General features: G+C 69.3%; 16 protein-coding genes and 1 pseudogene. 8 read left to right on the top strand and 9 right to left on the bottom strand.

What is annotated here, in order from left to right; all coding sequences use genetic code 11:
• The first annotated feature begins 1 nt into the window (after position 1).
• Positions 2 to 1060 (top strand): PHP domain-containing protein, encoded by a 1059-nt coding sequence (locus CRP45_RS26030; RefSeq protein ID WP_245910440.1) that lies wholly within the window; start codon positions 2 to 4, stop codon positions 1058 to 1060.
• Positions 1061 to 1160: 100 nt separating this feature from the next.
• Positions 1161 to 2723 carry a substrate-binding domain-containing protein gene (locus CRP45_RS26035; protein ID WP_245910442.1) on the top strand — a complete coding sequence of 521 codons (1563 nt, stop codon included), beginning with the start codon at positions 1161 to 1163 and terminating at the stop codon, positions 2721 to 2723.
• Positions 2724 to 2753: 30 nt separating this feature from the next.
• Here the strand turns inward: CRP45_RS26035 and CRP45_RS26040 are convergent, their stop codons facing one another.
• The 5 genes from CRP45_RS26040 to CRP45_RS26060 form a co-directional block, all read right to left on the bottom strand.
• Positions 2754 to 2939: a hypothetical protein gene (locus tag CRP45_RS26040; protein WP_097247411.1), complete on the bottom strand. Its 186-nt coding sequence runs from the start codon at positions 2937 to 2939 to the stop codon at positions 2754 to 2756.
• A 73-nt stretch (positions 2940 to 3012) separates the two neighbouring features.
• A complete protein-coding gene (locus CRP45_RS26045; protein WP_097247412.1) occupies positions 3013 to 5148 on the bottom strand; it encodes an amylo-alpha-1,6-glucosidase in 2136 nt (711 codons plus the stop codon).
• Positions 5145 to 6332: a glycosyltransferase family 4 protein gene (locus CRP45_RS26050; RefSeq protein WP_067782056.1), complete on the bottom strand. Its 1188-nt coding sequence runs from the start codon at positions 6330 to 6332 to the stop codon at positions 5145 to 5147. The genes CRP45_RS26045 and CRP45_RS26050 overlap by 4 nt, the downstream gene beginning before the upstream one ends.
• A gap of 289 nt (positions 6333 to 6621) precedes the next feature.
• The gene (locus CRP45_RS26055) at positions 6622 to 7710 is read right to left on the bottom strand and encodes a winged helix DNA-binding domain-containing protein (RefSeq protein WP_097247414.1); all 1089 of its coding nucleotides are present in this window, start codon (positions 7708 to 7710) and stop codon (positions 6622 to 6624) included.
• Between the two features lie 59 nt (positions 7711 to 7769).
• Positions 7770 to 8210, bottom strand: a complete 441-nt coding sequence (locus CRP45_RS26060) for a carboxymuconolactone decarboxylase family protein (RefSeq protein WP_245910446.1) — start codon at positions 8208 to 8210, stop codon at positions 7770 to 7772.
• 192 nt (positions 8211 to 8402) lie between these two features.
• Here CRP45_RS26060 and CRP45_RS26065 point away from each other — a divergent pair, with 192 nt between their 5' ends.
• Positions 8403 to 8924: a hypothetical protein gene (locus tag CRP45_RS26065; protein WP_097247416.1), complete on the top strand. Its 522-nt coding sequence runs from the start codon at positions 8403 to 8405 to the stop codon at positions 8922 to 8924.
• 97 nt (positions 8925 to 9021) lie between these two features.
• Here the strand turns inward: CRP45_RS26065 and CRP45_RS26070 are convergent, their stop codons facing one another.
• Genes CRP45_RS26070 through CRP45_RS35350 form a run of 4 tightly spaced genes read right to left on the bottom strand, consistent with a single transcriptional unit; the run spans position 9022 to position 13961 of the window.
• On the bottom strand, positions 9022 to 9906 hold the full coding sequence (locus tag CRP45_RS26070) for a potassium-transporting ATPase subunit C (RefSeq protein WP_097247417.1): 885 nt from the start codon (positions 9904 to 9906) through the stop codon (positions 9022 to 9024).
• Position 9907: 1 nt separating this feature from the next.
• Complete coding sequence (gene kdpB, locus CRP45_RS26075; RefSeq protein ID WP_097247418.1) at positions 9908 to 12061, bottom strand: potassium-transporting ATPase subunit KdpB; 2154 nt, start codon at positions 12059 to 12061, stop codon at positions 9908 to 9910.
• A 1-nt stretch (position 12062) separates the two neighbouring features.
• Positions 12063 to 13733 carry a potassium-transporting ATPase subunit KdpA gene (gene kdpA / locus CRP45_RS26080; RefSeq protein WP_097247419.1) on the bottom strand — a complete coding sequence of 557 codons (1671 nt, stop codon included), beginning with the start codon at positions 13731 to 13733 and terminating at the stop codon, positions 12063 to 12065.
• Positions 13734 to 13961: a potassium-transporting ATPase subunit F gene (locus CRP45_RS35350; protein WP_097247420.1), complete on the bottom strand. Its 228-nt coding sequence runs from the start codon at positions 13959 to 13961 to the stop codon at positions 13734 to 13736.
• 327 nt (positions 13962 to 14288) lie between these two features.
• Between CRP45_RS35350 and CRP45_RS34035 the strand changes: the two genes are divergently transcribed.
• From CRP45_RS34035 to CRP45_RS26105, 5 genes and pseudogenes are all read left to right on the top strand, one after another.
• Positions 14289 to 14447: a hypothetical protein gene (locus CRP45_RS34035; protein WP_157107645.1), complete on the top strand. Its 159-nt coding sequence runs from the start codon at positions 14289 to 14291 to the stop codon at positions 14445 to 14447.
• Positions 14448 to 14518: 71 nt separating this feature from the next.
• A pseudogene (locus CRP45_RS26090) lies at positions 14519 to 16993 on the top strand (DUF4118 domain-containing protein); the annotation flags it as partial.
• A 605-nt stretch (positions 16994 to 17598) separates the two neighbouring features.
• On the top strand, positions 17599 to 18270 hold the full coding sequence (locus tag CRP45_RS26095; RefSeq protein ID WP_253809573.1) for a response regulator: 672 nt from the start codon (positions 17599 to 17601) through the stop codon (positions 18268 to 18270).
• A gap of 137 nt (positions 18271 to 18407) precedes the next feature.
• Complete coding sequence (locus CRP45_RS26100) at positions 18408 to 18875, top strand: OsmC family protein (protein WP_067782082.1); 468 nt, start codon at positions 18408 to 18410, stop codon at positions 18873 to 18875.
• A gap of 138 nt (positions 18876 to 19013) precedes the next feature.
• Positions 19014 to 19322: an acylphosphatase gene (locus CRP45_RS26105; protein ID WP_067782085.1), complete on the top strand. Its 309-nt coding sequence runs from the start codon at positions 19014 to 19016 to the stop codon at positions 19320 to 19322.
• Positions 19323 to 19335: the final 13 nt, after the last annotated feature.

The following is a 19335-nucleotide window of genomic DNA, read 5'->3' on the forward strand; positions in this document are numbered from 1 at the left end:
CGTGACAGACGCCGATCACATCGCCGAACCGGGCGGGGCCGACGCGCCCGGTCCGGTGGAAGCGCTGCGCGAGATCGGCTTCTGGCTCGAACGGGAACGCGCCAAGAGCTACCGGGTCAAGGCCTACCGCGGCGCCGCCGATGTGGTGGCGGGACTGTCGGCCGATGAGCTCGCCATGTATCAGGCGGCGGGGATCTGGCAGGATCTGCCGGGCATCGGACCGAAGACCGCCGCCGTCATCGCGCAGGCCTGCGCGGGTCAGGTGCCCGACTACCTGGCCGATCTGCGCCGCGCCGCCCAGCCCATCGGCGTGCCTGGCAAGCCGCTGCGCACCCGGCTGCGCGGCGACCTGCACACCCACTCCGACTGGTCCGACGGCGGCAGCCCGATCGAGGAGATGATGAGCGTCGCCGCGGCGCTCGGGCACGAATACTGCGCGCTCACCGATCATTCGCCGCGCCTGACGGTCGCCAACGGCCTGTCCGCCGAACGGCTGCGCCGCCAGCGGGACCTGGTGGCCGAGCTGAACGAGCGCTTCGCGCCGTTCCGCATCCTGACCGGCATCGAGGTCGACATCCTCGACGACGGCGCCCTCGATCAGGAGGCCGACCTGCTCGCCGAGCTGGACATCGTGGTGGCCAGCGTGCATTCGCACCTGCGCGCCGACAGCGAGACGATGACCAAGCGCATGGTGTACGCGGTCGCGAACCCGAACGTGGACGTGCTCGGCCACTGCACCGGCAGACTGGTCACCGGTGGCCGCGGCACCCGCCCGGAATCCACCTTCGACGCCGAACTCGTCTTCGAGGCATGCAAGCAGTACGGCACCGCCGTCGAGATCAACTGCCGCCCAGAGCGTTTGGACCCGCCGTCGCGCCTGCTGCGGCTGGCCGTCGAGATCGGCTGCCACTTCGCCGTCGACACCGACGCGCACGCGCCGGGCCAATTGGACTGGCAGGGTTATGGTTGCGAGCGCGCCGTCGCCAACGGCGTCGATCCGGACCGGGTGATCAACACCTGGCCGGTGGAACAACTGCTCGCGTGGACGGCGTCGGCCTGAGCCGGATGGTCGGCCGATGAACGCCCGGCGAACACTCGGCGGCGACGCGGGCGAATCGCGGTGCGGCACCGCACAATGAGCGGCGAAAGGACTCTCGGGGGTGGGGCAAGCGTTGGACGATTTTCCGCTCGATACCATCCTCGCGTTCATCGGTATCGTGGTGCCGCTCGCGGCATTCCTGTGGGAGTTCGTCTTCGTCGGCCGCAGGCGGCTCGGTTACCGCGTGCAGATGGACACGCCCGTCACCGGCGAGATCGGGTCGGTGTACCCCGGTGTGCTGGAGCGGCTGCATCCCGACCCCGCCGGTACCGAAGCCGAACGGCGTGAACAGCTTCGCGAGCTTTCGGTGGTGCTGGTCCGCATCGAGAACAGCGGCAACACCGCGATCTCCGAGTCTGACTATCTGTCGCCCTCCCAGCAGGTCGGCCTGCATCTGCACTTCCCGCAGCGCCGGGTGATCGGCATGGCCGTGACCGAGTTGAGCGATCGCGACCTGGCCCCGAGACTCGGTCCCGCGTCGGGCATCGCCATCAATGTGGAGCCCGACGGGCGCACGGGCGTCATCGATCTGCCGAAAGTGCCGCTGATCCGGAACGCGCACTACAAGATCCTGGCCATCCTGCAGCGCGGCGAGGGTAACGGCGACCGGGACGGCAACGGCAACGATCAGGCTCCGGATCCCGTGCTGCGCGGCGACATTCGCGGCGGCAGCGTCGTCGAGACGCGCAGCCGCACCGGCATTTCCCGGGTGATGCTGCTGCTGACCGTGTTCCTGGTGTTGGTGATCATCGGGCAGTTCGTCGTCGACGCGCTCCAGCCTCCGCCGCCGCCGCTCGACTGTGCCGCGGGGAAACTCACGCTGGTCGGCTCCTCGGCGTTCGACCCGGTGATCCGCGACGCGGCGGCGCAGTACGAGAAGCGCTGCACGGCAGCGGAATTCGCCTTCGACTTCGAGGGCACCGAACGAGGTCTCGACCGGGTGGCCGAAGCCGGACGGGATTCCGGGCTCCTCACGATCAGCGACGGCGCGAAGGGCCCGGGTTACACCGCGCTGCAAGCTCGTCCGCTCGCTCTCTCGATGTTCGCCGTCGTCGTGCACCGAGACCTCGGAGTCACCGACCTCACGGTCGCCCAGGTCAGGGATCTGTATCGGGGGCGAATCACCAACTGGCGGGAGGTGGGCGGTCCGGACGTGCCTGTCGTGCTGATCGATCGGGCACCGGGATCGGGCACCCGGGTGATCTTCGAGGACGCGCTGCTCGGTGGCGCGCAACCGGCCCGCCCGCACCGCAGCTGCACTGCCATCAAGGACACCGCGGGCACCTACTGCGACGTGCCGGTCACCAAGGACATGCACAAGGCGGTCGGGGAGATTCCCGGTGCGATCGGCTATTCGGAGCTGTCCGAGGCGCGCAGGGCCGACATGCGGGTGCTCACGCTCGGCGGTGTCGCGCCGGGACGGCAGGCCGCGATCGATCGCTCCTACCCCTTCTGGGGCGTCGAATACGCGTACAGCAACGGCGATCTGCCCGGTGATTCGCTCGCGGCGAGCTTCCTGCACTACCTGACCGCGGACGTCGGCGCGGAAGTGCTTCGCGCGCACGGCAACGAGCCGTGTGCCAGCGATCTGCTCGAACCAGGTCGCTGCACTCCGGCGCGATGAGCCGGTCGCGACACGGTGCGGGATCGCCGCTCAGGATGTTTCGGCGTTGCTGAAACAGTAGGCGGCGGCCGCGAGGTATTGGCGACAGTCCGGCCCGTGCCCCGCGTGGACGCTGCGTAGGAACTGCGCGAGTTCCATGTCCAGGTCGGTCGGTTCGATTCCGCAGTCTCTGTGCTGAGTGCTCCACAGATCCCGCTTGTCCTGGGATGTCTGCATCGTGCACCTCCAGCCCGCGACACTGCGTTGCGGGATGCCCGATTCCCGTGCGCGGGCCGTTGTCATGAGCGTTTCACAGCGTGATCAGTTGCCAATCGTCCGGCAGTCGTGCCGCGTGAATCTGATGACCCTCCGCTTCCAGATCGACGCTGACGTCGCCGAGGCGCAGCGCGGTGAGAGTCACCCGGCCCCAGGACTGGGGCAGTCGCGGCCGCACCGTCAGCGTGCGATGCGGCACATCGGGATTCAGGCCGAGGAAGGCACGCACCAACAGCAGCGGTGCGGCGCTCGCCCACGCCTGCGGCGAGCAGGACGTGGGGTATGGCACCGGTACCGCGAACCGGGAGCGCGGGAATCCGCAGAACAGCTCGGGCAGGCGCCCGTCGAAAGCCTTTGCGGCGTCCAGCAATCCGGTGGCCAGCCGGGTGGCCAGCTTCGTCGCGCCTGGCACGTGCTCGTAGCGAAGCAGACCGGCGACGGCGATGGCGGTGTCGTGCGGCCAGACCGAGCCGCAGTGGTAACTCATCGGGTTGTAGGCGCCCATGTTGGAGGCAAGGGTGCGCAGCCCGAATCCGGTGTCCATCTCCTCCTTGGCCAGTTGACGCACGAGTTCCTCGGCGTGCTCGTCGCTGGCGATACCCGCCCAGAGACAGTGCGCCGCATTGCTGGTCAGCGCGTCGACGTGGCGTTTGGTGCCGTCCAGCGCGACCGCGTACCAGCCGCGATCCGGCATCCAGAACTGTTCGGTGAACTTGCCGCGCAGTTCGGCCGCCCGCTCGCGCAGGCGTCCGGCCAGGCGCGTCTCGTCGAAGGCTTCGGCCAGTTCGGCCCTGGCGAGCAGGGCGGCGTGCACGTAGCCCTGCACCTCGCACAGCGCGATCGGAGCCTCGGCGAGATGTCCTCCCGCGTCGTTGATTCCGTCGTAGCTGTCCTTCCAGCCCTGGTTGATCAGACCGCGATCGGTGGCGCGACGGTACTCGACGAAACCGTCGCCGTCGCGGTCGCCGTACTCGGTGATCCACTCCAGTGCCGCGTCGGCGGCGGGCAGCAGTTCCTCGATCGCCGCCGGATCCGCGCCCCACCGATGGCATTCGGCGAGCAGCATCACGAACAGCGGTGTGGCGTCGGCGGTTCCGTAGTAGATGTTGCCGCCGAGCACCTGCCCGCCCGATGGGCCGCGCCGCATCTCGTGCATGATCCGGCCCGGCTCTTCTTCGTTGAGCGGATTCAGTTCCTGCCCTTGCAGTTCCGCCAGCTGTTGCAGCGTGCCGAGAGCCAGGTCGACGGCGAGCGGCAACGCCATCCAGGCCGTGAGCAGGCTGTCGCGCCCGAACAGCGTCATGAACCACGGCGCGCCCGCCGCGACGAACGGTCTGCTCTCACCGGTGTCGTCGTGGATCTGCAGCGCGCCCAGATCGCTTTCGGTACGGCGCAGCACCTGGGTGAGCACCGGGTCCGCCGAGGAGATGTCGGTGGCGGTGTCGCGCCACGCCGCGATCTTGCGGCACGGTGCGCTGAAACCCATGTGCTCGCCGGGCGTGAGCGGCATCTGCACCTGCTGGTTGCCCAACGTCGGCTGCGCGATGACCTCGGTCTGCCACTTGCCGCCGACCGGAACGACGACCCGCCACACCAGTGTGCCGGGCAGCACCGAGGGTTCCACGGTGGCCGAGATCGTGATGCCCCGCATCCGGTCGGAGCGATCGTGCAGCAGCAGTTCGCCCTCGGCGACGGTCACATCGGCGCGCAGATGTCCCGCGCGTCCCTCCTTGACCGCGAACAGGTCGACGAAATCCGCGTCGACGTGCAGCTCCAAGGTGACCGCGGTGGGTTCGCGGCCCATGTTCTCCAACGTGAGCAACTCGTGCATGCCGTCGGCGACGATGCGCTCGCGCACGACGAGCAGGGTGCTGTCGGCCAGCCCGGCATGCGGCGGCCTGCGCATGACGAATCGGGCGATGAACGCCTCCGGGCTGAGGACCGACAGCGGCTCCGCCGGTCTGCCGTCGACGAGCAGTTCCCACCGCGACAGGACGCGCGCGTCTCGGAAGAACAGCCCGTGCGGGCGGCCGGGCTCGACGTCGCCGAGCCGGTTGGACAGGCAGAAGGTGCCACCTTCCACCAAGGTCACCGACCCGGCTCCGCCGAAGCCCGCGGGTTCACCCGAGTTGAGCGGCGCGGGGCCACTCGCGGCGGAGGCTCCCGTCACGCGAGCCTGCCCGCGACCGCGACGGGCACGGTGGGCTCGGCGACACGGGTGGCGACCCGGTTCTTCGGCCGCAGCAGCTTGCGGTAGACCTGCTCGTAGCCGCGGCCCGCGCCGTCGGCGCCGAAGTTCGCCTCGACGTGGGCCCGGCACGCGGCCGGATCCATCGTCTGCACCTCGGCGATCGCCGCGGTCAGTTCGGCGGGATCGTCGCAGATGCGTCCGGTGACGCCGTCGACGACCACCTCTTCGACCGCGCCGCCGCGCAGCGCGACCACCGGTGTGCCGCACACCATCGATTCGATCATCACCATGCCGAAGGGTTCCTCCCAGCGGATCGGGAACAGCAAGCAGCGCGCACCGGCGAGCAGCTTGCGCTTGGCCTTGGCGTCGGCCATCCCGAAGACGTGATCGCGGTCGGTGAGCAGCGGGCGCACCTTCTCTTCGAAGTACGCCAGCTCAGGTGGTTCGCTGCACTTGCCAGCCAGGATGAGTGGAATTCCGGCGGCGTGCGCGGCCTCCAGCGCCAGGTGCGGCGCCTTGCACTCGTTGAACCGGCCGAGGAACAGCGCGTAGTCCTCTTTCTCGGTCTGGAACGGCCAGTCCGCCACCTGCAGCGCGTTGTGCACCCGCCCGGCCCAGTGCAGGTCGGGGGCGAGCGCGCGCTGGCGGTCGCTGATCGCGACGAGCGACACCTCGTCGCCGAGCGCCTGGTAGTACCGGTAGCAGTCGTCCTGCACGGGTCCGTGCACGGTCACCACGGTGGGCAGTCCGAGGCCGTAGTACGCCGGTGCGTTGAGCGGACCGGCGAAGGTGTGGTCGTGCACGAGATCGACGCCGTGTGTCGCGTGCAGGCGTTCGATCGCCCTTCGCGCCTTCAGCGCGTGCACGACCTCGGGGAACGGATCGCCGAGGCGTTCGGGCAGTGCCCGATCCCAGAGGGGAACGAAGCGAGCCTTGGTACCCGGCTCGCCCGCACCGAACAGCGTCACATCATGGCCACGCGCTACCAACGAATCGACCAGATCGGCGACTACCGCCTCGACGCCGCCGTAAGCCTTCGGCGGCACGTCGAAATAGGGCGGAACAACCATGGCAATGCGGAATCGGGTACCAGGGTGATCGATCGAGAGAAGATCCGAAGCCACACGCTGCGCCGAAACCGGCGCCGAGAACACTGCGCTCATGACCCTCCTTCCAGGGACACAACCATTGCACTCGCATCCACCCAGCACACCGATGCGCCGGGTGCCTAACGTGGTGGCCGCCGCCGGCGGAGGTGGAGCGAGAACTTCACCGCCGTCCATGGGGCTTGGTTGGCCTGTCACAGTGGAACGTGTCAGGGGAGGCCGAAGGGGTTGTACCTCGTTTGGCGAGGCTCAAACCAAGCTGTTGCTGGAAATCTTCTTCGATCCGTTATCGTACCGATAGTTCCGTCTCGAATTTGTGCTTATCGGCAGCGGTTTTTTCGGATCTTTAGGCGCTCTCCACAAAAATCTTTCCATGCCCGTCGGGCGTGGCGAACTCCAGCAAACTTACAGCTTCCGCTCGGAGGGCGGCCTCGTCCGCGGCCGAGAGTGGATGCCACGGCGTGATGCGCACGGTGTCGTCCTCCAGTGCCCAGCGGCCGTGCACGAATCCGTCGACGAGGTACACGGGCACGCCCGCCGAGGCTTCCTTCGCGGTGCGCTGGCGGTCCTCCTCGCTGATCATCCTGCGGCGGTCCTTGTGGCCGAGCAGCGCGTTGTCGAAGGCGGGCAGGAAGCGCACGGGGACGTCGAGATCCGGATCGGCAAGCGGCGCGTCCGGCAGATCGAACAGCACGCGGTGCCGGTCGTCGGTGTAGACCACCAGCTCCGCGCGCATCTCGTCGACCACCTCGGCGAGGCGGGTGATGCCCGCCCACGCCTGCATGTCCGCGACGGTCGCCGGACCGAAGGCGGCGAGATAGCGCCGGATGAGCGTGGCTGGGTCGGGCTCGGCCATCGGCGCGCCGATCCACTCCTCGGCCAGACCCACGGTGACGTAGCGGTTGCGCCACCGGCCCCACGTCCCCGTTTCCGGGCCGTGCGCCAGCGGGACCAGCAGTTCGACGGTCTCGGCGAGCCTGCGGACGTGCCGGTCCGGGAACCGATCGGTGAGCAGCTTGCCGAAGTCGCTGCGGCTCAACTGCTTTCCGGCAAGCAGCTCGCGGCCCGCCGCGGCGAGCGCGGCCAGATCGATGCCGTCGATCTCCTCGCGGTAGTACGCGGCTTTGAGCGCCGCGTCGACCACCGGCTGCACGGTGGGGCGCAGCCAGCGGAAGTCGGCGCTGTCGGCCAGGTGCACGGTGCGGCGAATCATGGTGGAGCGCACAAGCTCTCGATCACGCAGCAGCGCGGCGAGATCGTCGTGCCGGAACTCGGCCAAGCGCGTCCACAGGCCGATGTAAGGCCAGTTGGGTTCCTGGCCCTGCACCGCTACGAGGTGCCTGACGAGCTCGAACGGCGTCAGATCCACCCGCTCGACCAGCTTCTGGCGCAGCAGCAGGGTCCGGTTCAGCTCGCGTAGCGATAGTTCCGTCATGACCCCATCCTGGCCGAGGGCACCGACAATCCGACCGGTCCGTCCCGCTCGTCGCCCCGTCAGACCGGCTCGGGCCGCATGCGCAGCGGCACGCCGATCCGGTTCCACATGTTGATCATCGCGGTGAGGGCGACCAGGCCCGCCCGCGCGCCCTCCTCGAAGTGTTTCTCCACCTCGGCCCAGATCTCGTCGCTCACGCCGTGCACGTCCAGGCGGGTCACGGCTTCGGCGTAGGCCAGCGCGGCCCGCTCGGCGTCGGTGTAGAGCTCCGACTCGCGCCAGGCGTCGAGCTGGTAGATGCGCTTCTCGGTCTCGCCCGCCAGCCGTGCGTCGGTGGTGTGCATGTCGACGCAGAACAGGCACCCGTTCATCTGGGAGGCCCGGATCTTCACCAGTTCCCGCACCACCGGGTCCAGCGGGCCGCGTTGGATCGCGCCCTCGGCGGCGATCCATGCCTGGTAGATCTCGGGCGCGAACTGCGGCAGCTTCATCCGTGACATGCGCTCGTCCTTTCGTCGAGAATTCGCCTTACACCAACCAAGACGGAACGGCGCCGAGAAACGTGACATCGCACGGGCTTCGGACCCGGCCGGTGCGTGTCCTCGCGCGGCGGGCGGACTCGCCGACTTGTAGGGTTCATGGCGAGCCGGAGGGTGTCCGGTGGGATGCGACGCAGGGAAGGGACGGCGGGGATGTCGAACGCATCGGTCGAGGTGCTGCTCGATGACTTCGAGAACAAGGACAAGTGGGAGCTCGCGGGGGACGGGGCGGGCCGCACGCACCTCACCACGTTCGCCGAGGGCGCGCCGAGCAAGACGCCCGGCGTCTACGCCGACGGTGTCGCGGGCGAGGATCACCGGGCGCTCGTGCTGCTGGTCAAGTCGGCGGAGAACGACCTCGAGGTCGAGCTCGTCGCCAAGCCCGGACAGTCGTTCTCGATCGCCGGCCGGCTGGCGGTGGTGAACCTGTGGGTGCGCTCGCCGCACGCGTCGATCCGGGTGTCCGCACGCCTCGGCGGCGAACAGGGTGAGCGAGAGTTGGTGCTCGGCGACATCACCGCGGGCCCGGACTGGCAGCACCTCGGTCACGAGCCTGCCGACGCGATCGCCGACGCCGACCTGCTGGCGCTGAAGATCCGGCTCACCGATGTCGTCAAGCGGGAAGGGGAGGTCATGGTCCTGCTGGACGACCTGACCGCCCGAACCGCTGTGTAACCGAGCGTATTTCGTACTGGGCGGTGGATGGTCCCATCGCACGAAGGCAGCCCCGGCACTCGGCGCGGGGCTGCCTTCGTTTCGGTGCGCCCGAGGCTCAGCCTCGGAACGGGTGGGTGCGGTCCAGGTCGAGATTCAACTCGACCACGTTGACCCGCGGCTCACCGAGGAACCCGAGGGTCCTTCCCTCGGTGTGCGCCGCGACGAGCCCGCGCACCTCGGCCTCGGACACGTTGCGCTCCTTGGCGATCCGCGGCACCTGGAGCTCCGCGTAGGCGGGGGAGATGTGCGGATCGAGGCCGCTGCCGCTCGCGGTGACCGCGTCGGCGGGCACCACCGGGTCGGCGGGCGCGTCGCCGCGGATCGGCACGAGACGGCCGACGGACCAGTCGACTCCCGGCTCGGCGCACTCGACCCGAACGCCGCGGTAGGCGTCGACGAACGGCACGGCGGGGCACGCCTGGTTCACGCTGATCACCTGGAGCGGGCGCGAGATCTCGCCGTCCGCGTCGCGCGGACCGATCACCGAAAGTACCGCGCCGACACCGTCGTTCGTGCAGAACGGCCGGGAACCGTCGACCCCCTCACGGTCGCCGATCTCCTTGCTGCGCGCGCACACGGTGCTCAACAGGCTCGCCCGGCCCTCGGCGTCGAAGACGTTCTGGTCCACGATGTCCTCGGGTCCCAGATTGCTCGCCGCGGTGGACAGCGGGTCGTAGCCGTCACCGGCCGCCGACGGGCGACTCTGGAAGTACTGGACGAGCGCGTTGCCGTCGGCGTCGGTGAACGACTGGCCGATCAGGCTGCTGCCCACCACGTTTCCCTCCGACGTGAGCAGTGAGCCGTCGGCCTTGTCGTTCAGCCCCGGCAGCTGGCCGACGGCGAAAACCGCCAGCGGATAGACGATTCCGGTGATCGCGGTCAGCACCAGCAGGGCGCGCAGCGCGGCGAGGTGTTGCCGGATCCAAGTGGACATACGCATTTCAGGACATCCCGGGGAGGAGGTGGACGACGAGATCGATGAGCTTGATGCCGAGGAACGGCGCGACGATGCCGCCGAGGCCGTACACGGTCAGGTTGCGGCTCAACAGCTTCGACGCGTGCGACGGGCGGTAGCGCACGCCGCGCAACGCCAGCGGGATCAGCGCCACGATGACGATCGCGTTGAAGATCACCGCGGAAAGGATCGCCGACTGCGGACTGGCCAAGCGCATGATGTTCAGCAGGTCCAGGCCGGGGAACAGCCCGACGAACAACGCCGGGATGATGGCGAAGTACTTGGCGATGTCGTTGGCGATGGAGAACGTGGTCAGCGCGCCCCGCGTGATGAGCAGCTGCTTGCCGATCTCCACGATCTCGATGAGTTTGGTCGGGTCGGAGTCGAGATCGACCATGTTGCCCGCTTCTTTGGCCGCCGAGGTGCCGGTGTTCATCGCGACGCCGACGTCGGCCTGGGCCAGTGCCGGGGCGTCGTTGGTGCCGTCGCCGGTCATGGCGACCAGCCGTCCGCCGTCCTGTTCCTTCTTGATCAGGGCGAGCTTGTCCTCGGGGGTGGCCTCGGCGAGGAAGTCGTCGACGCCCGCCTCGTCCGCGATCGCCTTGGCGGTCAACGGATTGTCGCCGGTGATCATGACGGTGCGGATGCCCATCCTGCGCATCTCGTCGAAGCGCTCCCGCATGCCTTGCTTCACCACGTCTTTCAGGTGGATCACGCCGAGCAGCCGGGCGACGCCGCCGTCGATCTCGCCGACGACGAGGGGAGTGCCGCCGGAGGCGGAGATACCGTCCACGATGACGCCGATCTCGTCGGGCACCGAACCGCCGTTGGCGCGAACCCATTCGGTCACCGCGCTCGCGGCGCCCTTGCGCAGCCGATGACCTCCGGCGAGGTCGACGCCCGACATGCGGGTCTGAGCGGTGAATTCCACCCACGTCGCGCCGGTCAGCTCGCCGGGCGTGCGCTCGCGCTTGTTGTAGGCCTGCTTGGCGTACACCACGATCGAACGGCCTTCCGGCGTTTCGTCCGCCAGGCTGGACAGCTGCGCGGCGTCGGCCAGCTCGTCATCCGGAATGCCGGGCATCGGAACGAATTCCGACGCCTGCCGGTTACCGAGGGTGATCGTTCCCGTCTTGTCGAGCAGCAGCGTGTTCACATCGCCCGCGGCCTCGACCGCGCGGCCGGACATGGCGAGCACGTTGCGCTGCACGAGGCGGTCCATGCCAGCGATGCCGATCGCCGACAGCAGCGCGCCGATGGTGGTCGGGATCAGGCAGACAAGCAGCGCGACCATGACGATCCCGGTGATGCCGTCGGCGTTCAGCGCCGCCGTGTCCGGCACGCCGGGGTTGTTCGCCTTCGAGAAGATGGCCAGCGGCTGCAAGGTGACGACGGCGAACACGAAGATGATCGTCAGCGCGGCGAGCAGGATGTTCAGCGCGATCTCGTTCGGCGTCTTCTGCCTGCTCGCGCCCTCGACCAGGGCGATCATCTTGTCGATGAAGCTCTGTCCCGGTTCCTGGGTGATCCGGACGACGATCCGGTCCGAGAGCACGGTGGTGCCGCCGGTGACGGCGGAACGGTCGCCGCCGGATTCCCGGATGACCGGGGCGGATTCGCCGGTGATGGCCGACTCGTCCACGGAGGCAATGCCTTCCACCACGTCACCGTCGCCGGGGATCACTTGACCCGCCTCGACAACCACGTGGTCACCGCGGCGCAATTCGGGTGCGGCGACCCGCTCTTCGACCACCCGCGCGCCGGGCGACCATTCGACGAGGCGGCGCGCGATGGTGTCGGTCTTGGCCTTGCGGAGCGTGTCGGCCTGCGCCTTGCCGCGTCCCTCGGCGACCGCCTCGGCCAGGTTGGCGAACAGCACGGTGAGCCAGAGCCACGCCACGATGGCCCAGGCGAACACGCTCGGATCGGCGATCGCGAGCACGGTCGACCAGAGCGCGCCGATCTCCACGATCAGCATCACCGGATTGCGCCACAGCGTGCGCGGATCCAGCTTGCGCACGGCATCGGGCAGCGAGGTCAGCAGCAAGGCGGGATCCAGTACCCCGCGCGCCACCTTGTGCTCGCCGCGTTCCGGCGTGGTCTCGGGCCGGGTGGCCGGTTCTGTTGCGGTACCGATCATGTCAGTGGATTCCCTCGGCGAGCGGCCCGAGCGCGAGCGCGGGCAGGAAGGTGAGCGCGACCAGGATCACGGTCACGCCGACCACCAGCCCGACGAACTGCGGGCGATGGGTCGGCAGCGTGCCGATCGACGCGGGCGTTGTGCCCTGCTTGGCAAGTGATCCGGCGAGCGCGAGCACGAAGACGATCGGCAGGAACCGGCCGAGCACCATGGCAAGGCCGAGCGCGGTGTTGTACCACTCGGTGTTGCCGGACAGGCCCGCGAAGGCGGAGCCGTTGTTGTTGGCGGCGGAGGTGAAGGCGTACAGCACCTCCGACAGACCGTGCGGCCCGCCGTTGAGCATGCTCGCGCGCTGGCCGGGCAGCGCCATGGCGAGCGCGGTGAAGGTCAGCACCAGCAGCGGGCTGATGAGGAAATACGAAGCGGCCAGCTTGATTTCGCGCGGAGTGATCTTCTTGCCAAGATACTCCGGGGTGCGTCCGACCATGAGGCCCGCGACGAAGACGGTGATCACCGCGAGGATCAGCATGCCGTACAGGCCGGAGCCGACGCCGCCGGGCGCGACCTCGCCGAGCTGCATATTGAACATCGTCATCAGGCCGCCGAGGCTGGTGTAGGAATCGTGGAACGAGTCCACGGCGCCGGTCGAGGTGAGCGTGGTCGAGGCCGCGAAGGTGGCCGAATTCGATACGCCGAAGCGGGTTTCCACGCCCTCGGTGGCGGCGCCGATGGCCGTCGGCACGGTCCCGTGGTGCTGGAGCTGGAACAGATTGGTCAGCGCGATGCTGGTCAGCGCGATCGTGCCCATCACCGCCACGATCGCGTAGCCCTGCTTGGCGCTGCCGACCATGCGACCGAAGGTGCGCGGCAGCGAGCAGGCGATGACCAGGATCAGGAAGATCTCGATCCAGTTCGTCCAGGTCGTCGGGTTCTCGAAGGGATGCGACGAGTTGGCGTTGTAGAAGCCGCCGCCGTTGGTGCCGAGTTCCTTGATGACCTCTTGGCTCGCGACCGGCCCGCCGGTGATCGTCTGCTGCGCGCCCGCGATGGTCTGCGCGACCTGGTCGTGCAGCTGGAAGTTCTGGATGACACCCCCCGCCACCAGCACGATCGCGAACACGAACGCGATCGGCAGCAGGATGCGCAGCGTTCCGCGCACCAGGTCGACCCAGAAGTTGCCGAGATCGCCGGTGTGCCTGCGGGCGAAGCCGCGCACCAGCGCGATCGCGACCGCCATGCCCACCGCGGCCGAGACGAAGTTCTGCACCGCGAGCCCGGCCATCTGCACCAGGTGTCCCTGGGTGGACTCGCCGGAGTAGTTCTGCCAGTTGGTGTTCGTCACGAAGCTGACCGCGGTGTTCCAGGCCAGCGCCGGGGTCATCTCGGTCGCCGGATCGTTCAGGTGCAGCGGCAGCTTGTCCTGGATCAACTGGAAGAAGAACAGGAACAGGATGCCGACCGCCGAGAACGCGAGCACGCTGCGGGCGTAGACGCCCCAGGTCTGCTCGACCTCCGGCTTCGCGCCGATCGCGCGGTAGATCAGCCGCTCCGCGCGGGTGTGCTTCGCGCTGCTGTAGACCCGGTACATGTAGTCGCCGAGCGGGACGTGCACCAAGGCCAGCGCGAGGACCAGGGACGCCACGAAGACGATCCCCGCGGTTGTCGTGTTCACCTAGAACCTCTCGGGGAAAAGCAGGGCCGCGACCATGTAGACGGCGACCAGGACGGCGAGCGCGAGACCGATCAGGTTCGCGGTCACAGCTTCTCCACCCCTCGTTGAATCAGACCGAGCAGTGCGAACACCGCGATCGTGAGCGCGGTGAACACCACGACAGACATGACTTTCCGAACCTCCTTGCGGCTCCCGGATGTGGAGCGCACAGCGAGTCAAGCGCCCCATCCGGGCCGAAGCCGATTCCCTGACGAGTTCTTAGCGCTCGGCGCCGCGGCATTGACGGTTCGTTGACGGGCGCGTCGCTCGGCGCGCGGGACGGACTCGCCGTCGCGATGCGGCTGCCCGCGCGCGAGCGGGTTCGTGCAGGTTGCGGCGCTGATCACACCCCACGTGGACGCGCACAAAGATGGCGTCAAGGACGGTGTCGAAGGCGTCAATAGAACGTAAAGATCCGTGGTGGGCGGCCGCGGCGGCGGTATTCCTGATGGGGCCGGCGAGGCGGGGCACATCCAGCGCGACCGGTGCCCTGCTCGTTTTGTGGAGAGGATCGATATGTCGACCGTCACCGTCGCGCTGCTGCTCGGCTTCGTGTGCTGCGCGCTGGTCATCCGGGGGTTCGCGCTGCGCGGGGAGGCGGTCCGGCCGCGGCGGGTGAGCGTCGGGGGCCGGCGCGTCCGGCCGCGGGATGCCGCGTGGACCGTCGATGCGTGAGGCGCGGTGCGGCGGGTCGACTGATCCGAGGGATTCGCGGCGTGGCTGCTCGGACGCGCGATGATGGACACGTGAAGCGCGGTCGACTACGGATCTATCTCGGTGCGGCGCCCGGTGTCGGCAAGACCTACGCCATGTTGGGCGAGGCCCACCGGCGGCTGGAGCGCGGCCGCGACGTGGTGGCCGCGGTGGTGGAGACGCACGGCCGGGCCAAGACCGAGAAGTTGCTGGCCGGTATCGAGCGGATTCCGCCGAAGATCATCGAGTACCGCGGCGCGCGATTCCCGGAGCTGGACGTGGCCGCGGTGCTGCGCCGCGCGCCCGCGGTCGTGCTGGTGGACGAGCTCGCGCACACCAACGCGCCGGGCAGCGCCAACCAGAAGCGCTGGCAGGACATCGAGCAGCTGCTCGACGCGGGCATCGACGTCATCTCGACGGTCAATGTCCAGCACCTGGAGAGCCTCAACGACGTGGTCGAGCGGATCACCGGCATCCAGCAGCGCGAGACGGTCCCGGACGCCGTTGTGCGCGGCGCCGAACAGGTCGAGCTGGTCGACATCACGCCGGAGGCGTTGCGGCGCAGGCTCTCCCACGGCAACGTCTACGCGGCCGACAAGGTCGACGCCGCGCTGCGCAACTACTTCCGGCCCGGCAACCTGACCGCGCTGCGCGAACTCGCGCTGCTGTGGCTGGCCGACCAGGTCGACGCCGCGCTGGCGAAATACCGCGCCGACCACCACATCACCGAGCTGTGGGAGGCGCGCGAACGCGTGGTCGTCGCGGTGACGGGCGGCCCTGAGTCGGAGACGATCGTGCGCCGGGCGAGCCGGATCGCGACGAAATCCAGCGCCGATCTGGTCGTCGTGCACGTGGTGCGCGGGGACGGGCTCGCGGGCGTGTCGACCGAACGGCTGGCCCGGCTGCGCGAGCTCGCCGCCAGTCTGGACGCCTCGCTGCACACCGTCACCGGTGACGACGTGCCCGGCACGCTGCTGGAATTCGCCCGCGAGGTGAACGCGACCCAGCTGGTGCTCGGCACCTCGCGGCGCTCCCGCTGGGCACGGATCTTCGACGAGGGCATCGGCTCGTCCGTCGTGCAGCGCTCCGGGAAGATCGACGTGCACATGGTCACCCACGAGGAGGCCCATCGCGGCGTGCGTTGGCGCGGACTCGTGCCGCGTCAGCCTGCTCTCGCCTGGACCGCGGCGATCCTGGTCCCGATGCTGGTGTGCGCGCTGAGCGCCGTGCTCGACACCTACCTCCAGCTGGGCGGGCTCAGCGCGGTGTTCTTCATCGGGGTCGTCGCGGTCGCGCTGCTCGGCGGCGTGCTGCCCGCCTCGTTCTCGGCGCTGCTGTCGGGACTGCTGCTGAACTGGTTCTTCACCGATCCGCGCTACAGCCTGACCATCGCCGAACCGGACAACTTCGTCACCGTGGTGGTGATGCTGTTCGTCGCGCTCGCGGTCGCGGCGCTGGTGGATGTCGCCGCCAAGCGAACGAGACAGGCGCGCAAGGCGTCTCGCGAGGCCGAGCTGCTGACCATGTTCGCCGGTGCGGTGCTGCACGGCGCCGATCTGCCCAATCTGCTCGAGCAGGTGCGCGAGACGTTCGGGCTGCGGGCGGTGAGCATGATGAGCGGCGGCGCGGTCGTCGCCCAGGTCGGCACGGAACCGCCACAGCGAACGAGCGCCGCGGACACCGTCATCGAGGCGGGGGACGGCGCCAGCCAGCTGTTGCTGGCCGGGCACACGCTCGACGCGGCCGACCTGCCGGTACTCAACGCGGTGACCAACCAGGCCGCGGCACTCCTGCGCCAGGCGAAGCTGGCCGAGGAGGCGAGCGCCGCGGCGGCGCTGCTCGAGGCCGACCGCCTGCGTCGCGCGCTGCTCTCGGCGGTGAGCCACGACCTGCGGACGCCGCTGGCGGGCGCCAAGGCCGCGGTGTCCAGTCTGCGCAGCGACGACATCGAGTTCTCCCCGGAGGACACCACCGAACTGCTGGAGACCATCGAGGAATCGGTGGACCAGCTGACCGCGCTGGTGGGCAACCTGCTCGACTCCTCGCGACTGGCCGTCGGCGTGGTGAGCCCGCAGCTGCGCCGGGTGTACATGGACGAGGTGGTGCATCGTGCGCTGGTGAGCGTCGGGATGGGCGCGCGCGGACTGCGGCGCGCCGCGATGAACCGGGTGGAGGTGTCCGTCGGCGAGGTGTCGGCGCTGGCCGACGCGGGTCTGTTGGAGCGGGTGCTCGCCAATCTGATCGACAACGCGATCCGCCACTCACCACCCGACACGCCGGTCCGGGTGACCGCCGAACGCGACGGTGACCACGTCGCGATCGCGGTGGTCGACCGCGGACGGGGGGTGCCGCCCGGCGCGGAGGAACAGCTCTTCGAACCGTTCCAGCGACTCGGCGACCGGGACAACACCACCGGCGTAGGCCTCGGCCTCTCGGTGGTGCGCGGCTTCGTCGAGGCGATGGGCGGCGTCGTGCGCGCCGAGCCGACACCGGGCGGCGGGCTGACGATGTTGGTCGACCTGCCCGCCGCCGATGCGGCGGTGTCGGTGACGGAAGAGACCGGCGTGACGCGATCCGCGGCGTCGGAGGGCGGGGGCGACGGTGCGAAGGCGAGCGAGGCCGACGTGCCGGAGCGAAGCACATCCGCGTCGGCGCCCGCGGGTGGCGAGGATGCCAGCGAGGTCGAGGTGCCCCAGCGGCATGGTTCGGCGACCGAGCCGTCCAGGTCGGCGGCTGGTGATGCCGGGGCGGCGAGTCGGCCCGAGGAACCGGAGCGGCTCGGTTCTGCGTCTGCGTCCGCGTCGGAGGGCGGGGGCGAGGCTGCGAGTGCGGCCGAGGTGGTGCAGCGGAACGGATCCGCATCCGAACCCGCTCCACCATCGGCAGGGGGTGACTGGATCGCGGCGAACGAGTGGCGGGGGTCCGGGGCCGGGGACGGTCGCGAGTCGTCCGGCGCGGCTTCGGGGGAGCGCGTCGGTGCGGGGGAGGATGGCAGGGATGGCGGTGGCGCGGGGCGGGGCGCGCCCGGATGACGAAGGTGGTGGAACGTGGTGAAACGGATCGTGCCGCACGGGAATTCGTGGTGAGCGAGATCAGGCCGGAGGCCGAAGCCGCGAAGGCGCCGCCGATCAAGGTGCTCGTCGTCGACGACGAGCCGCAGATCGTGCGCGCGCTGCGGATCAACCTGTCGGTGCGCGGCTACGAGGTGATCACCGCGGGCACGGGCGCGGCCGCACTGCGCGCCGCCGCGGACAAGCACCCCGACGTGGTCATCCTCGATCTCGGCCTGCCCGATATGGACGGCATCGAGGTGCTCGGCGGTCTGCGCGGCTGGACCGGCGCGCCGGTCATCGTGCTCTCGGCGCGCACCGATTCCACCGACAAGGTGGAGGCGCTCGACGCGGGCGCCGACGACTACGTGACCAAGCCGTTCGGCATGGACGAACTGCTCGCCCGGCTGCGCGCGGCCGTGCGGCGCGGCGCGACCGACGGCGAGACGTCCGATCCGGTGGTGGTGACCGATTCGTTCACCGTCGACCTGTCCGCCAAGCAGGTCACCAAGAACGGCGCGGCCGTCCATCTCACGCCGACCGAATGGGGGATGCTCGAGATGCTGGTCCGCAACAAGGGCAAACTCGTCGGCCGCAAGGAACTGCTGCGCGAGGTGTGGGGACCCTCCTACGCGACCGAAACCCATTATCTGCGCGTCTATCTCGCGCAACTGCGCCGCAAACTGGAGGATGATCCGTCGCGGCCGAAGCACCTGCTGACCGAGGCGGGCATGGGGTATCGCTTCCAGGTCTGAGCACACCGCGGACGCGCGCGAGTCGAGAACGGGCGTCGAGTGGCGGGTGTGGCCGAGGTCGCACCGTGGAATGGCGTCCACCCGCGCGCTGTTGGCAGGCGTGAGCCGTTCCCGACGAAGATGGCAGGATCGAACCCATGGCTGAACCAACCGTTGCCCCTGCGACCGGCACCACGGCGTCGACCACCGTGGAGCCGACCACCCTCTGGGTCGAGCGCACCGGCACCCGCGCGTACACCGGACGCAGCTCGCGTGGCGCCGAGGTGCTGATCGGGTCGCAGGGCGTGCCCGGAGTGTTCACGCCCGGCGAGCTGCTGAAGATCGCGCTGGCCGCCTGCTCCGGCCTGAGCGCGGACTTCCCGCTCTCGCGCAAGCTGGGCGACAACTTCGACGCGACCATCCACGTCGCGGGCGACGCCGACCGGGAGAACGAGGTCTACCCGCAGCTGGACGAGGTGTTCGAGCTGGATCTGAGCGAGCTGGACGAGGCGGCGCGCGAGCGGCTGCTCGTCACAGTGCAGCGGGCCATCGACAAGGTGTGCACCGTGGGCCGCACGCTGAAGGCGGGCACCAAGGTCACGCTCGCCTTCGACGTCGACTCCTGACAGCACTGTCGGGCGACGTCCGAAGCCGCGGAGGCCCCGACGCGTTCCCGAGCGCCCGTCCGCACCGATTCGCGGCCGGGTGCCCGGCATGTCCGGCCCCCTGCGCCCGCGCGGCAACCGGTACGGCATCCTGAGCGAATGACTGAGACTCCGCACGGCGCGGCCGAATCCACCGACCGGGTCCGGCTCGGCGCCTGGGTGCACGGCACGGTGCAGGGCGTCGGTTTCCGCTGGTGGACGCGGTCGCGCGCGCTGGAACTCGGCCTGGTCGGTTCCGCGCGCAACGCCAGCGACGGACGCGTGCACGTGATCGCGGAGGGCACCCGCGCGGCGTGCGAGCGTTTGCTGGAACTGCTGCGATCGGGCGATACGCCTGGCCGGGTGACTTTGGTTGTGGAAAGCTGGGAGCCTCCGCGGGGTGATTCGACCGGATTCGAGGAGCGCTAGTGGTGGATCCGAC

The sequence above is a fragment of the Nocardia amikacinitolerans genome (genome assembly GCF_900215415.1).
GTDB classification, from domain to species: domain Bacteria; phylum Actinomycetota; class Actinomycetes; order Mycobacteriales; family Mycobacteriaceae; genus Nocardia; species Nocardia amikacinitolerans.

Excerpts from the sequence above, each read along its gene's own strand:
- CRP45_RS26040 (WP_097247411.1), bottom strand. The coding sequence starts at position 2,939 with ATGCAGACATCCCAGGACAAGCGGGATCTGTGGAGCACTCAGCACAGA.
- CRP45_RS26050 (WP_067782056.1), bottom strand. The coding sequence starts at position 6,332 with ATGAGCGCAGTGTTCTCGGCGCCGGTTTCGGCGCAGCGTGTGGCTTCG.
- CRP45_RS26055 (WP_097247414.1), bottom strand. The coding sequence starts at position 7,710 with ATGACGGAACTATCGCTACGCGAGCTGAACCGGACCCTGCTGCTGCGC.
- CRP45_RS26060 (WP_245910446.1), bottom strand. The coding sequence starts at position 8,210 with ATGTCACGGATGAAGCTGCCGCAGTTCGCGCCCGAGATCTACCAGGCA.
- CRP45_RS26065 (WP_097247416.1), top strand. The coding sequence starts at position 8,403 with ATGTCGAACGCATCGGTCGAGGTGCTGCTCGATGACTTCGAGAACAAG.
- CRP45_RS26070 (WP_097247417.1), bottom strand. The coding sequence starts at position 9,906 with ATGCGTATGTCCACTTGGATCCGGCAACACCTCGCCGCGCTGCGCGCC.
- kdpB (WP_097247418.1), bottom strand. The coding sequence starts at position 12,061 with ATGATCGGTACCGCAACAGAACCGGCCACCCGGCCCGAGACCACGCCG.
- CRP45_RS35350 (WP_097247420.1), bottom strand. The coding sequence starts at position 13,961 with ATGGGGCGCTTGACTCGCTGTGCGCTCCACATCCGGGAGCCGCAAGGA.
- CRP45_RS34035 (WP_157107645.1), top strand. The coding sequence starts at position 14,289 with ATGTCGACCGTCACCGTCGCGCTGCTGCTCGGCTTCGTGTGCTGCGCG.
- CRP45_RS26100 (WP_067782082.1), top strand. The coding sequence starts at position 18,408 with ATGGCTGAACCAACCGTTGCCCCTGCGACCGGCACCACGGCGTCGACC.
- CRP45_RS26105 (WP_067782085.1), top strand. The coding sequence starts at position 19,014 with ATGACTGAGACTCCGCACGGCGCGGCCGAATCCACCGACCGGGTCCGG.